The sequence below is a fragment of the Flavobacterium sp. GQ95 genome, assembly GCF_059758655.1.
Genome location: NZ_JCAXEB010000004.1, coordinates 341,363 through 355,585 on the forward strand (window position 1 = coordinate 341,363; position 14,223 = coordinate 355,585).

A 14,223-nucleotide genomic window follows, 5' to 3' on the forward strand; every position below is an offset into this window, starting at 1 on the left:
TCAAAATAAAAAACAAAATATTAACTATGAAACGCACAATTAAAAAAGTTGCTGTAATTGGATCCGGAATTATGGGTTCAGGAATAGCTTGTCATTTTGCCAACATTGGTGTTGAAGTTTTACTGCTTGACATCGTACCACGCGAGTTGACAGAAGCTGAAGCTAAAAAAGGATTAACGCTTGAAAGTAAAGTTGTTCGCAACCGTGTGGTAAACGAGCACCTGGCGAATTCATTAAAATCGAAACCGTCTCCTATTTACAGTCAAAAATTTGCTAGCAGAATCACAACTGGAAATACGACTGATGATATGGCAAAAATTGCCAATGTTGACTGGATTATTGAAGTTGTTGTAGAGCGTTTGGATATCAAAAAATTGGTTTTTGAACAAATCGAGAAATTCCGTACACCGGGAACTTTGGTTACATCAAACACTTCCGGCATTCCGATTCATTTTATGAGCGAAGGAAGAAGCGAAGATTTTCAAAAACACTTCTGCGGAACCCACTTTTTTAACCCTGCGCGTTACTTAAAATTATTTGAAATTATTCCTGGTCCAAAAACTTCTACTGAAGTATTGGATTTCTTAAACGAATACGGATCTAAATTCTTAGGAAAAACTTCGGTTGTGGCTAAAGATACTCCGGCGTTTATTGGAAACAGAATTGGTATTTACGGTATTCAGAGTTTGTTCCATTTGGTTAAAGAAATGGGATTAACAATTGAAGAAGTGGATAAATTGACTGGTCCGGTAATTGGTCGTCCAAAATCGGCTACTTTCCGTACGGTTGACGTTGTTGGTTTGGATACTTTGGTACACGTTGCCAACGGTATTTATGAAAACTGCCCGAACGACGAGCAACACGAATTGTTTAAACTTCCTGATTTCGTTAACAAAATGATGGAAAATAAATGGTTAGGAAGCAAAACCGGACAAGGTTTTTATAAAAAAGTAGATAAAGATATTCTTTCTTTAGACTTAGATACATTAGAATACCGCGCTGCTAAAAAAGCAAATTTTGCTACGCTTGAACTGACAAAAACTATTGATAAACCAATCAACCGTTTTAAAGTTTTGGTAAAAGGAAAAGACAAAGCAGGTGAATTCTACCGTAAGAGTTTCTCTGGAATGTTTGCTTATGTGTCAAACAGAATTCCTGAAATCTCAGACGAATTATACAAAATTGATGATGCGATGAAAGCTGGTTTTGGATGGGAAAATGGTCCATTCGAAATTTGGGATGCGATTGGTGTTGCCAACGGAATCGAAATCATGAAAGCAGAAGGTTTAGAGCCAGCTGCCTGGGTTACTGAAATGTTAGCTTCCGGAAGCGACAGTTTTTATACTGTAAAAGAAGGTGCTTCTTATTTCTACAATATCCCAACAAAATCTCAAGTAAAAGTTCCTGGACAAGACTCCTTTATTATTCTGAACAACATCCGCGAAAGCAAAAAAGTTTGGAGCAACAGTGGTGCAATCATTCAGGATTTAGGAGACGGAATTTTGAACTTAGAATTCCAATCTAAAATGAATACTATTGGTGGCGATGTACTTCAGGCTATCAATAAAGCAATCGACTTATCTGAAAAAGAATATCAAGGTTTGGTTATTGGTAACCAGGCAGCGAATTTCTCTGTTGGAGCTAATATCGGAATGATTTTCATGATGGCTGTTGAGCAGGAATATGACGAATTGAACATGGCAATCAAAATGTTCCAGGACACAATGATGCGCGTTCGTTACTCTTCTATTCCAGTTGTAGTTGCCCCTCACGGAATGACTTTTGGTGGTGGATGCGAAATGAGCTTACACGCTGATAAAGTGGTTGCTGCTGCAGAAACGTATATGGGATTAGTTGAATTTGGTGTTGGTGTACTTCCTGGTGGTGGTGGATCTAAAGAAATGGCTTTGAGAGCTTCAGATTTATTCCGCAAAAATGATGTAGAATTGAACGTTCTTCAAGAGTATTTCTTAACGATCGCTATGGCAAAAGTTTCAACTTCTGGTTACGAAGCTTTTGATACCGGACTTCTTCAACATGGTAAAGATGTTATCGTAGTAAACAAAGATCGTCAGATTGCTGAAGCTAAGAAACATGCATTGTTAATGGCAGAAGCTGGTTATACACAACCTATCAGAAGAACTGATGTTAAGGTTTTAGGAAAACAAGCATTGGGAATGTTCTTAGTAGGAACAGATCAAATGGAAGCTGGAAAATACATTTCTGAGCACGATAAAAAAATCGCAAACAAACTGGCTTATGTAATGGCTGGTGGTGATTTATCTGAAGCTACTTTAGTATCTGAACAATATTTATTAGATATCGAACGTGAAGCTTTCCTGAGTTTATGTACAGAAAGAAAGACTTTAGAGAGAATTCAGTATATGTTAACTAAAGGAAAACCACTTCGTAATTAGAAAATAGAGCAAAGATGCAAGAAGCAAGACTTCAAAACTAGTTTTGTCTTTTCTCTTGCCTCTTGCCTCTTTCTTCTAATAAATCTTAAAAAACAAAAACAAATGAAAACAGCATATATAGTTAAAGCATATAGAACCGCAGTTGGAAAAGCACCAAAAGGGGTTTTTAGATTTAAAAGACCTGACGAATTAGCAGCAGAAACTATTCAGTTTATGATGGATGAACTGCCTGATTTCGACAAAAAACGTATCGATGACGTTATGGTAGGAAATGCCATGCCGGAAGCAGAACAAGGACTTAACGTTGGACGTTTGATCTCTTTAATGGGATTAAAAGTTGAAGATGTTCCTGGTGTGACGGTTAACCGTTATTGCGCATCCGGATTAGAAACTATCGGAATGGCAACTGCAAAAATCCAATCAGGAATGGCAGATTGTATCATTGCTGGTGGAGCTGAAAGTATGAGTTTTATTCCGATGGGAGGTTACAAACCAACTCCGGATTATAAAGTTGCCGCTGCAGGTCACGAAGATTACTACTGGGGAATGGGTTTAACTGCTGAAGCGGTTGCGAACCAATACAAAATCTCAAGAGAAGACCAGGATGAGTTTGCTTACAACTCTCATATGAAAGCTTTGAAAGCGCAAGCTGAAGGGAAATTCGACAAACAAATCGTTCCGATTACTGTTGAACAGACTTTCATCAATGAAAATGGAAAAAAAGAAACTAAATCATACGTTGTAAAACAAGACGAAGGTCCAAGAGCCGGAACGTCTGTTGCAGCATTAGCAGGTTTAAAACCCGTTTTTGCTGCCGACGGAAGCGTTACAGCAGGTAACTCATCACAAATGAGTGACGGTGCTGCTTTTGTTTTAATCATGAGTGAGGACATGGTTAAAGAATTAAACCTTGAGCCAATTGCCAGATTAGTAAATTTTGCTTCATCTGGCGTTGAGCCAAGAATTATGGGTATCGGTCCTGTAAAAGCTATTCCGAAAGCATTAAAACAAGCTGGTTTAGAATTAAAAGATATTGACCTGGTTGAATTAAACGAGGCTTTTGCTTCTCAGTCTCTGGCTGTAATTCGCGAGCTAGGTTTAAACCCTGATATCGTAAACGTAAACGGTGGAGCTATCGCTTTAGGTCACCCTCTGGGATGTACTGGTGCTAAGCTTTCTGTTCAGTTATTCGACGAGATGAAACGCAGAGGTAGTAAGTACGGAATTGTTTCTATGTGTGTGGGGACTGGACAGGGGTCTGCGGGGATTTACGAGGTACTATAGATAAAGTTATTCGTTCAGTTTGTCATTGCGAGGAACGAAGCAACCTCACTAACAATTACGCAAAGTTTTATTTTGCAAATGTGGTTGCTTCGTTCCTCGCAATGACAAGATTGAGGAATAAAATCATAAATAAAAATACATACAAAAAACAAAAGCAATGGCAGATACAATCGAAAAAAACGTAACCCGTGGTGGTCAGTTTTTAGTTAAAGAAACAAAGTGCGAAGATATCTTTACACCAGAAGATTTCTCAGAAGAGCAGTTAATGATGCGTGACTCTGTAAAAGAGTTTGTAGACAAAGAAATTTGGCCTAACAAAAATCGTTTTGAGAAAAAAGATTACGCTTTTACGGAAGAAAGCATGCGTAAAGCTGGTGAACTAGGACTTCTTGGAGTTGCGGTTCCTGAGGAATATGGTGGATTAGGAATGGGATTCGTATCTACAATGTTGGTTTGCGATTACATTTCTGGTGCTACAGGATCTTTCTCAACTGCTTTTGGTGCGCATACCGGAATTGGAACTATGCCAATCACCCTTTATGGAACTGAAGAGCAAAAGAAAAAATACGTACCTAAATTGGCTACCGGAGAATGGTTTGGAGCTTATTGCTTAACGGAGCCAGGCGCAGGATCTGATGCTAACTCAGGAAAAACAAAAGCTGTTTTATCTGAAGATGGAACGCATTATAAAATTACAGGACAAAAAATGTGGATTTCGAATGCAGGTTTCTGCAGCGTTTTCATCGTTTTTGCCCGTATTGGAGACGATAAAAATATTACAGGTTTCATCGTAGAAAATACTGCTGATAACGGAATTTCTATGAATGAAGAAGAGCATAAATTAGGAATCCGTGCTTCTTCTACTCGTCAGGTTTTCTTCAACGAAACGAAAGTTCCGGTTGAAAACATGTTGTCTGAAAGAGGAAACGGTTTCAAAATTGCCATGAACGCTTTGAATGTTGGCCGTATTAAATTGGCTGCTGCTTGTTTAGATGCACAACGTAGAGTTACTTCAGGCGCTGTAAAATATGCTAACGAAAGAATTCAGTTTAACACTGCAATTTCATCTTTTGGAGCTATCCGTTCTAAACTGGCTGAAATGGCAACTAATGCATACGCTGGAGAAAGTGCTTCTTACCGTGCTGCAAAAGATATCGAAGACAGAATTGCTGCTCGTGAAGCGGAAGGAACTTCGCACCAGGAAGCTGAATTAAAAGGTGTAGAAGAATATGCTATCGAATGTTCTATTTTGAAAGTAGCGGTTTCTGAAGATGTTCAGAATTGCGCTGATGAAGGAATTCAGATTTTTGGTGGAATGGGATTCTCTGAAGACACTCCAATGGAAAGTGCATGGAGAGATGCCCGTATCGCTCGTATATATGAAGGAACAAACGAAATCAACAGAATGCTTTCTGTAGGTATGTTGATCAAAAAAGCAATGAAAGGTCACGTTGATTTATTAGGACCTGCTATGAAAGTTTCTGAAGAATTAATGGGAATTCCGTCTTTTGATACTCCAGATTTCTCTGAATTATTTGCTGAAGAAAAAGGAATCATCGCTAACCTGAAAAAAGTATTCTTAATGGTTGCTGGTAGCGCTGTTCAAAAATACGGACCGGATTTAGATGCTCACCAACAATTATTGATGGCTGCTTCTGATATCTTAATTGAGATTTACATGGCTGAAAGTACTATTTTAAGAACGGAGAAATTAGCCAAAAATCAAGGTGAAGCGAAAGTACAAGAGCAAATTGCTATGGCAAAATTATACTTGTATAAAGCAGTTGATATCGTGAACTCAAGAGGAAAAGAAGGAATTATTTCTTTTGCTGAAGGTGACGAACAACGTATGATGTTAATGGGATTAAAACGTTTTACAAAATACACAAACAATCCAAATGTTGTGGCATTAAGAGAAACGATTACTTCTAAATTAGTTGCAGAAAACGAATACTGCTTCTAATACAAAAATAGTTTTTAGCTTTTAATTTGTTTAAACCCGCACAAGTCCGAAACTGTGCGGGTTTATTTTTTTCTTTTTTTCACCATATAAGTGATATAAGTTCATTTAAAAGTAGAGACGGACGATAGCACATATAATACAGTGCATGTAAAAATAGTTTTTGTCAATTACAGATTAAAAATCTTTGAAAACCATATTAATAAGACGCAATATTTTTGCAGAAATTTGCAAATTTTTGTTAAAATTAACTTTGTAACTGAGACAAAATAGTTAGATATCAAATACATTGCCTTATATTTAACGTTCAAAAAACTCAAAAAACATAATAATGAAACAAATTAACCTGATTGCCTTCTTTTTATTGTGCTTATTTACTACAAATATCTTCGCGCAAAAAAGCAAAAAAATGGACATCATCGCTTACTACACCGGCGATGACAAATTGATTAACGAATACGAAGTCAACAAACTGGATCAAATTATTTTTAGTTTTTGCCACTTAAAAAACGGTAAATTAAGCGTTGATTCTCCTAAAGATTCTATAACAATTAAACACCTGGTTTCTTTGAAAGCTAAGAATCCACAACTTAAAATTGTTTTATCTCTTGGTGGCTGGGGTGGTTGTGAGCCTTGCTCTGCTGCATTCTCAACTCCGGAAGGAAGGTTAACTTTTGCTAAATCAGTAAAGGAAGTAAGTGCTTATTTTAAAGTAGATGGTTTAGATTTAGATTGGGAATATCCGGCTATTGAAGGACTTCCGGGACATTTGTATCAGGCTGCTGATAAGCCAAATTTTACCGAGCTAATCAAAATTTTACGATCTACTTTAGGAAAAAAATATGAATTGAGTTTTGCTGCTGGTGGTTTTCAAAAATATCTGGACGAATCTATCGATTGGAAAGCCGTTGCGCCACTTGTAAATCGCATTAATATTATGAGTTATGATTTGGTTAACGGATATTCTAAAGTTACTGGACACCACACCCCATTGTACGGCACAAAACCAAATGAAGAATCAACAGACAGAGCCGTAACCTACTTACTAAACCAAGGAGTTCCTGCTGAAAAATTAGTTATTGGTGGTGCTTTTTATACCAGAACATGGAAAAATGTTGAAAATGTAAACAATGGTTTATATCAGGCTGGTGAACATATTGAAGGTGTAAATTTCAAAAATTTTGCTTCTACTTACACTGAGGCAAACGGGTGGAAATATTTTTATGATGAAAAAGCTCAAGCACCTTATTGGTACAACGCAGGAACAAAAACATTTGCAACATCTGATGATATTAGATCTGTCAAAGCAAAAACAGAATATGTGAAATCTAAAAAATTAGGTGGCATTATGTTTTGGGAACTTACTCTGGATAGTCCGAAAAATGGAATGGTAAATGCTATTTATGAAGTTAAAATGGCAAAATAAATAGTCTTAAAAATAAGAAAAGCGGCAGTTATAGATTTCTACAACTGCCGCTTTTTTTATACTAAAAAGTAAATTACATCTGAACTTTTGTTTTATCCAATTCTCCAATAAAAGGAATTGCATCCTGAATTTCGTTACGAATAACAGTCTGTAAATAAACCTCTAACTGAATAAATTTTGCTGCATTTATTGCTCCGATTGCCTTTTTGGCCTGACCATACGTTTTAGAATATAACTTCTCATAATCCTGATTATTTTTCAAAGTTCCTTTGGCTAGTTCGTCTGCTTTTTCTTCTGTAAGAGTCGCATAATTCTCTGCATAATTATTAATTAGCTGCAACTTTGTTTGACCTAGCGCTTTGCGTTCGCTTTCGTAATTGTCATACACTTTTGTAAAAGCAGCATTCTGCGTATCAGACAAATTCATATACTGTTTTACAAGGTCACTTTTAGATTTTCCATAAATACTCTGCACTAATTCTACATCTTCTTTATACGAAGATTGCGCATACGATGAAAACGAGGCGATTGCCATAACAAGAATAAGACTTAATTTTTTCATAGTTTTTTGGTTTTAGATTAATTTCAAACATTTATTTACTATCAAATATACTGATTTTAAACACATTACATTATTTTCATTTCTAAAAGAAAGAGTATTGATAAGCAACTGTTATTGCATAATAATTCAATCCGTTATTCGTATAGGCTCCAACATGATATTGAAATCTAATCGATTGTCCTTTTGCAATTGGTGTTGAAAATGTTGCTCCTACCCTCCAGTTATCTATTCCACTGGCATCTGAAACTCCGTCTGTTATTGTTTTTCCTCCAAAAAACCAATTTGTATTGAAACCAAGCCACATACTATTTTTGAAATAATAACTCGCGTGTGCCTGCAAACTATAAGTTGGTTTTTGCTCTAATTTTTTTCCTAAAAAATCATTGTTATCGGTATAGAACCAAATACCGCCATAGACTTCGGCATAAAAATGAGAAAATCGTTGTGAAACACCAATTTCAGGTTTAAATCCCCAACGGTTTGTACCTATATTCACTTGTTTATCCTCATAATATTTTCCTGTGGGAATAGATGTTACCAAACTCACCCCTAAAATGGTCTTTTGCTCGTACTTTCTAAACTCAGCTTTATCAAGAGCCGGAGAACCTAATAAATTAACGCCAAATCGGACTTTCATGTCAGCAAAACCTGTTCTCGAGCCTGTAATATTTTCACCGTTTACATTCGCCGATCCATCCATAAAAGTAAATGGCAATGCGACCTGCACACGCGCCAGTTTATCTGCCAGGCCAAAGGTTCTTACATAAGTTGCAGCCAGATTATGACTTTGAATGGTAAAATCAGAAATTGGCAAGGATGGTTCTGTCAGGACATTTCCATCCATGTACGCGTATCCAATAGCAGCTACATTTAAATTTTCCGGAACATTAGCATAAACCCTGGGTTCTAGATCCTGGCTAAAAGCTGAAAATTTTAACATGAAAAACAACATTATAAAATGATGCTTATTAATCAAAACATAAAAAGTATTTTTTGGCATAAAGTAGAATTCGGGATATAATTATTAAAATCAAAACGCTCTTCTATTTTTTATCTGCATCCGCTTTTGGAGCTTCAATTTCTCCATCATATGAAATCGATGCTCTGTTATTACTATTAACAGAAAGCGTTGCTCCTCCATCAAAGAAAATATTGAAATAAAGCGTATAAACATCATCCTTACCTTTGACAGTTGTTTTGACATTAACCGATTTTTTCTTTTTTTCAATTTGTATGTTTTCAGGAACACCTTCAAATTTAATTCCGCCATCTCCTCCGTAGGCCACATTAAAAGCGCGGCCAAAAAAAGGCAAATCGCAAGTTGTCTTCTCTGCATTAAATTTTAAAAAATAAGTATTGTAATCTAAATTCAACATTCGGCCGCCTTGTGGACTAGCTTTCTGTGCTTCAAAAACAAAATTTTTAGAATCAATTAAGGCTTCAATTTCTTTTTGTTTTTGTAATTCTCTGTCTGCTTTTAATTCTTTCTTCGTTTTTTCCTGAGCTAAAACCGGAAAACTTAAAAAGCACAATAACACTAGTAAAAACAATAGTTTACGTTTCATAAAATAAATATTTAATAGAGTTAATAAAGTAGAATTTACTTTTTTGTAAATCGCATCATAGCAATGTCACCAGAAATAAGATTCAGGGTTTTGCCATCATCAGTTACATCATAGGATGTCACTTTTTGTAAAGTGCTCATAAATACCTGCTCTCCCTGTCCGTCCTGACACATCATTTTGGTCATCGCCATAGGTTGGGTAAAATCAATTTTATTACCGTCGAGAACCAATTTTCCGTTAAAAGAATTACAGCTACTGTTCCCTGAAATATGATTTTCTTTCAGGTCAAAATTTATAGTTGGTTTTTTATTCGGATACAAACCATCAAAAGCTATTCTTGGTCCCGAAATATAATTTAATTCCCAATTTCCTTCTAGTTTAGAAACTGAATCTGTTTTTTTGCATTTACACGAAATTAAGATAGTGCTTAAAAAAACAAGGATAAAAATATTCTTCATCATAATGTTAAGTATTAAATATTAATGAATTAGAAAATAAGATTTGGGAATTTTTTGGTTAAAAACCTTTACGAATTTAAGCAATATTTTTGGCTTCAACCACAAACTGCTATTAAAATACGACGAATAGTTTTAGATTTTTTTAACTTAAGACGTTAAGTTATATCGTATTTTTTATGTTAAATTTACTTAATCTTTAATTTAAAAGCCTCACATATGAAAAAAATAATTGTTTCTTTCGCTATAATTACTGCCTTAATAATTGGTTGTAAGACAAATACAAAATCGAATGATGCCAAAACTTTAACTGTAAATTTAGAACCTAAAAGCAATAGTACCGTAAGCGGAACAGCTACTTTTACTGAGAAAAATGGAAAAGTAACTTTTGTTGCAAAAGTGGCCGGATTACAACCAGGAGTGCACGCGATTCACATTCATGAAAAATCAGATTGTACTGCTGCCGACGGAAGCTCAGCTGGCGGGCACTGGAATCCTACCTTTAAAAAACACGGAAAATGGGGGGTTGGGGAATACCACAAAGGTGATATTGGTAACTTTACTGCTGATGCAAAAGGTAACGGAACCATTACATTAACGACAGACGAATGGTGTGTAGGTTGTGGTGATGAAACCAAAGATGTTTTAGGAAAAGGTTTAATCGTACATCAGGGAACAGATGATTTTACGACACAACCAACCGGAAATGCCGGTGGCAGGGTTGCCTGTGCAGGAATCATCAAATAAAATACAATAACCACTATTTTTCACAAAATCTAGTGGTTATTTCATTTTAAAAGTAATTCTAAAACAAGAAAAAGATATAGCTTTGTAGCCTCAAACAAAAGTTAATGATTAACCCATCAGCACCAGGTTGGATAGATAAGTTTTTTAGCGAACAAAAGTTTTCAGAAGCTATTCCTTTTGAAACTAATGAATCGTTTTACGATAAAGTCAGAGAAACCGGATTCATTTATGGGCATATCATTTCTATTGATTCTCGAATTCCAATTCCGATAAAAGGCTGGTTTAAAACCGAAATTTCAAAAATTGCTTTATTAAACACTTTATATGGTGTCTTTTGTTTAGAGAAAAGAAATTCTGAACCTAATAATTTTACTACCGAAGTTTTAAAATTTTATAAAGAAATGAATCCGGAAGGATTTAGTTTGTTTAAAATTTTACTTCCAAAAGATACACCTTCCCTTTCGTTAGAAAGTATAATCGATCAGAGAGTACAAACTAACGACAGTATTATCAGTAAAAACTTTTCGCATCTTGTGACCAACGCTTTGTTGTTTATTGATGTACTAGCTTTTAGACAATATTTAGAACACGGTGCAATTCCGGAGAAATATTTAAAGCGAATTGAAGAAACGGTTCTTGGTATTGTTGGTTTGGCCTTAAAAACCAAAACGGTAAAATCACAGCATGATGATTTATTGATTAAGCTTTTTGAAGCTTCAATTCGATATTCAAAATTTTCAAAAGTTACGGTTGATACTTTGGAAACTTTACAACTTGAATATTTCACCAATAAACTGGAGCATTATTACCTCATCGATATGGCCGGAATGGCTTTATGGAGTGATGGTGTTGTAGAAAATGAAGAAGCTTACTTTTTATATTCGTTAGGATCAATGATGAGGGTTTCGGATGATTTTGTGACGCATAGTATCGACACTACCAATTTGTTTATAACGACACATAAAAAGAAAATCCCGTATTTCAATTATTCAAATCCGGTAAAACACTTTTACGACCAAATGACACACACCGTCGTAAAATTGATTATTAGAAACAAAAACAGACTGGTTAAGGAAATAGTTCAGAGTAAGGAATTAATGGTTCTTTTGGCTTATTCTACTACCAGAGATCTGGATGCCAAGGAAAAGAAAAAAGTAAAAAAACAGCTTTTGGACATCTGTAAAACGATTCCGTCGCTTACTATCTTTTTACTTCCCGGCGGAAGTTTATTGTTGCCGATTTTAATAAAGTTTATTCCAACAATGTTACCCTCTGCTTTTAACGAAAATCTAGATGAAAACGAATAAAAAAAATCGCCTCTAAAAGAGGCGATTTTTGTTTTTATAGATTGCTTAGCTGGTAAACGTCATCCAATTCTTCATTTGAACTGATATTTACATTCAAATCGGTTATAAAACCAGAATTTAAACCGTAAACCCATCCGTGAAGCATTAAGTCCTGACCATTTTTCCAGGCTCCCTGCACGATAGATGTTTTTGCTAAGTTGTAAACTTGCTCTTTAGCATTGATTTCAACAAAAGCATTAAAACGTTCTGTTTCATCTTCAATTGAATTTAAATATTTGTCATGTAAACGGTATTCATCTTTGATATGACGAATCCAGTTGTCGATAATTCCAACAGACATATTTCCCATTGCAGCTTTTACACCACCACAACCATAATGTCCGCAAACAATAACGTGTTTCACTTTTAAAACATTTACTGCATAATCCAGTACACTTAACATATTCATGTCTGAGTGAACGACCATATTGGCAATATTACGGTGTACAAAAACTTCACCCGGCTTAGCACCAATAATTTCATTTGCAGGAACACGGCTGTCAGAACATCCAATCCATAATAATGGCGGTGTTTGTCCTTTTGCTAAATCTGCGAAATAATTCGGGTCTAATGCTAATGATTTTTCAACCCACTGTTTGTTGTTTTCTATTAATTGCTTATAAAACTCTTTCATTATTTTTTTAATTTTTGAATGGCATTTCTATGCGATTAAACGTATCAAAAGAACTTATGTAAAGTTACCTAAATTTTGATACTTCAAACAATTTAGAAATACCTTAATTTATTTAATTTGTTTTAAATTTATTTTTTTACTGTTTCTTTTTTAACCAATGCTCTCTTTGCAACATCATAATAATGTTCGATCGAAACGTGATTGTCTTTATCAGGAGTATTTTCTAACTGGTAAGCTTTTTTAAAGCCTTTTAGTTTTACTTTGATATTTTCATCAATGGCACGCGTTTCTTTAAACTCACGAATTAAATCCAAAACATCGTGCGCTATATATTCCGTATCGTGTGCGTTGATAATCACTTTTGAGTTTTCAGGGATTTCATTCAAAGTCAATTTGATAGCTGCTTTGTTTAAGAATGAAACTTCCTGCGCTAAATCGATATGAATAACATCTCCATCTTCGTATTCTTCTTTTTTAAAGCTGTAAGCTCTTTTCAGGTTTCCTCTCAATACAAAAATAATACTGATAATAATTCCTAATGCTACACCTTTCAATAAATCTGTTGCTACAACAAATACTAAAGTGGCAATAAAAGGTACGAACTGATATTTTCCTTTTTCCCAGAAATGGAAGAAAGTTGCCGGTTTTGCTAATTTATATCCAACTAATATCAAAACAGTAGCTAAAGTAGCCAACGGAATTTTATTTAATAACGCCGGGATACTCAAAACACTTACCAATAAAAGTACACCGTGAATAATAGCAGACATTTTAGATTTCGCTCCTGCATTATTATTCGCAGATGATCTAACCACAACAGATGTCATTGGTAATCCACCTAAAAGTGAACTTACAATGTTACCAATTCCCTGAGCTCTTAGCTCCACATTTGTATTGGTATAACGTTTTTGAACATCCATTCTGTCCGCAGCTTCAATACACAATAAAGTTTCAATAGATGCTACAATCGCAATGGTAACTCCAACTACCCAAACCTGCGGATTTGTTACAGCAGTAAAATTTGGCAAAATAAGAATTGATTTAAATTCGTCAAAAGATTTTGGAACTGGCAAAGAAACCAAGTGCTCTTTTGCAATTGCCAATGAGCTTCCACTTGAAATAAAGATTTCATTTAAGGCGATACCTGCAATAACGGCTATAAGCGCTCCAGGAACTAATTTTAATTTCTTTAAAAAAGAAACCTTGTCCCAGGCGATTAGAATTACTAATGAAACTAACGAAATAACGACAGCTCCTAAATGGATATGATTAATTACATCGAATAAAAAAGAGAACGAATTGCTTCCATCATTCTGAATAAAAGCCTGATCACCTTCAAAATCAGCATCATAACCAAAAGCGTGTGGCAATTGTTTCAGAATGATAATAATTCCGATACCCGCTAACATTCCTTCAATTACATTGGTTGGAAAATAATTTGAAATACTTCCGGCTTTTAAAAATCCTAATCCTAATTGAATTAATCCAGCAATAAAAACAGACATTAAAAACACATCGAAGGCACCAAAATCAGTGATAGCGGTTAACACAATAGCTGTTAAACCAGCTGCCGGACCAGATACACTAATATGCGACTGGCTCAAACAACCCACCACAATACCACCAATAACACCTGCGATAATTCCAGAAAATAAAGGCGCTCCAGAAGCCATTGCAATACCTAAACACAACGGAAGAGCCACCAAAAAAACCACTAAACCTGAAGCAAAATCAGATTTAAGGTTGGCAAAAAGATTAATTTTTTTTGACATAATACAATACTAAAAATTGATACATTAAAGATCTACTGCATTTACTATAAATACA

At 35.2% G+C, this 14,223-nt stretch carries 12 protein-coding genes; 6 read left to right on the plus strand and 6 right to left on the minus strand.

Features of this window, described 5'->3' with window-relative positions; translation table 11 throughout:
* Window positions 1-26: 26 nt before the first annotated feature.
* The 4 genes from AC6CH4_RS10940 to AC6CH4_RS10955 all read left to right on the plus strand — a co-directional run bounded on the left by AC6CH4_RS10940 (window position 27) and on the right by AC6CH4_RS10955 (window position 7,087).
* Window positions 27-2,417 carry a 3-hydroxyacyl-CoA dehydrogenase/enoyl-CoA hydratase family protein gene (locus AC6CH4_RS10940; protein ID WP_498102867.1) on the plus strand — a complete coding sequence of 797 codons (2,391 nt, stop codon included), beginning with the start codon at window positions 27-29 and terminating at the stop codon, window positions 2,415-2,417.
* A gap of 102 nt (window positions 2,418-2,519) precedes the next feature.
* Window positions 2,520-3,701: a thiolase family protein gene (locus AC6CH4_RS10945; RefSeq protein ID WP_209564528.1), complete on the plus strand. Its 1,182-nt coding sequence runs from the start codon at window positions 2,520-2,522 to the stop codon at window positions 3,699-3,701.
* A 157-nt stretch (window positions 3,702-3,858) separates the two neighbouring features.
* Window positions 3,859-5,664 carry an acyl-CoA dehydrogenase FadE gene (locus tag AC6CH4_RS10950; protein WP_498102869.1) on the plus strand — a complete coding sequence of 602 codons (1,806 nt, stop codon included), beginning with the start codon at window positions 3,859-3,861 and terminating at the stop codon, window positions 5,662-5,664.
* 328 nt (window positions 5,665-5,992) lie between these two features.
* Entirely contained in the window at window positions 5,993-7,087 is a 1,095-nt protein-coding gene (locus AC6CH4_RS10955; RefSeq protein ID WP_498102871.1) for a glycoside hydrolase family 18 protein, read from the plus strand.
* Between the two features lie 73 nt (window positions 7,088-7,160).
* Here AC6CH4_RS10955 and AC6CH4_RS10960 read toward each other — a convergent pair whose 3' ends face one another.
* From AC6CH4_RS10960 to AC6CH4_RS10975, 4 genes are all read right to left on the minus strand, one after another.
* On the minus strand, window positions 7,161-7,649 hold the full coding sequence (locus tag AC6CH4_RS10960; RefSeq protein ID WP_498102873.1) for a hypothetical protein: 489 nt from the start codon (window positions 7,647-7,649) through the stop codon (window positions 7,161-7,163).
* Between the two features lie 82 nt (window positions 7,650-7,731).
* Window positions 7,732-8,589, minus strand: a complete 858-nt coding sequence (locus AC6CH4_RS10965; RefSeq protein ID WP_498102875.1) for a transporter — start codon at window positions 8,587-8,589, stop codon at window positions 7,732-7,734.
* Between the two features lie 103 nt (window positions 8,590-8,692).
* A complete protein-coding gene (locus AC6CH4_RS10970) occupies window positions 8,693-9,214 on the minus strand; it encodes a DUF4251 domain-containing protein (RefSeq protein ID WP_498102877.1) in 522 nt (173 codons plus the stop codon).
* A gap of 35 nt (window positions 9,215-9,249) precedes the next feature.
* On the minus strand, window positions 9,250-9,675 hold the full coding sequence (locus tag AC6CH4_RS10975; protein ID WP_498102879.1) for an META domain-containing protein: 426 nt from the start codon (window positions 9,673-9,675) through the stop codon (window positions 9,250-9,252).
* Window positions 9,676-9,888: 213 nt separating this feature from the next.
* Between AC6CH4_RS10975 and AC6CH4_RS10980 the strand changes: the two genes are divergently transcribed.
* Together AC6CH4_RS10980 and AC6CH4_RS10985 are read left to right on the plus strand one after the other, a co-directional pair.
* Window positions 9,889-10,416 carry a superoxide dismutase family protein gene (locus AC6CH4_RS10980; RefSeq protein ID WP_056193722.1) on the plus strand — a complete coding sequence of 176 codons (528 nt, stop codon included), beginning with the start codon at window positions 9,889-9,891 and terminating at the stop codon, window positions 10,414-10,416.
* 104 nt (window positions 10,417-10,520) lie between these two features.
* Window positions 10,521-11,723, plus strand: coding sequence for an LETM1-related biofilm-associated protein (locus tag AC6CH4_RS10985; RefSeq protein WP_498102881.1), 1,203 nt, complete (start codon window positions 10,521-10,523; stop codon window positions 11,721-11,723).
* 34 nt (window positions 11,724-11,757) lie between these two features.
* Here the strand turns inward: AC6CH4_RS10985 and can are convergent, their stop codons facing one another.
* Both can and AC6CH4_RS10995 read right to left on the minus strand, forming a co-directional pair.
* The gene (gene can / locus AC6CH4_RS10990) at window positions 11,758-12,396 is read right to left on the minus strand and encodes a carbonate dehydratase (RefSeq protein WP_498102883.1); all 639 of its coding nucleotides are present in this window, start codon (window positions 12,394-12,396) and stop codon (window positions 11,758-11,760) included.
* 128 nt (window positions 12,397-12,524) lie between these two features.
* Window positions 12,525-14,168: a SulP family inorganic anion transporter gene (locus AC6CH4_RS10995; RefSeq protein WP_498102885.1), complete on the minus strand. Its 1,644-nt coding sequence runs from the start codon at window positions 14,166-14,168 to the stop codon at window positions 12,525-12,527.
* Window positions 14,169-14,223 lie beyond the last annotated feature (55 nt).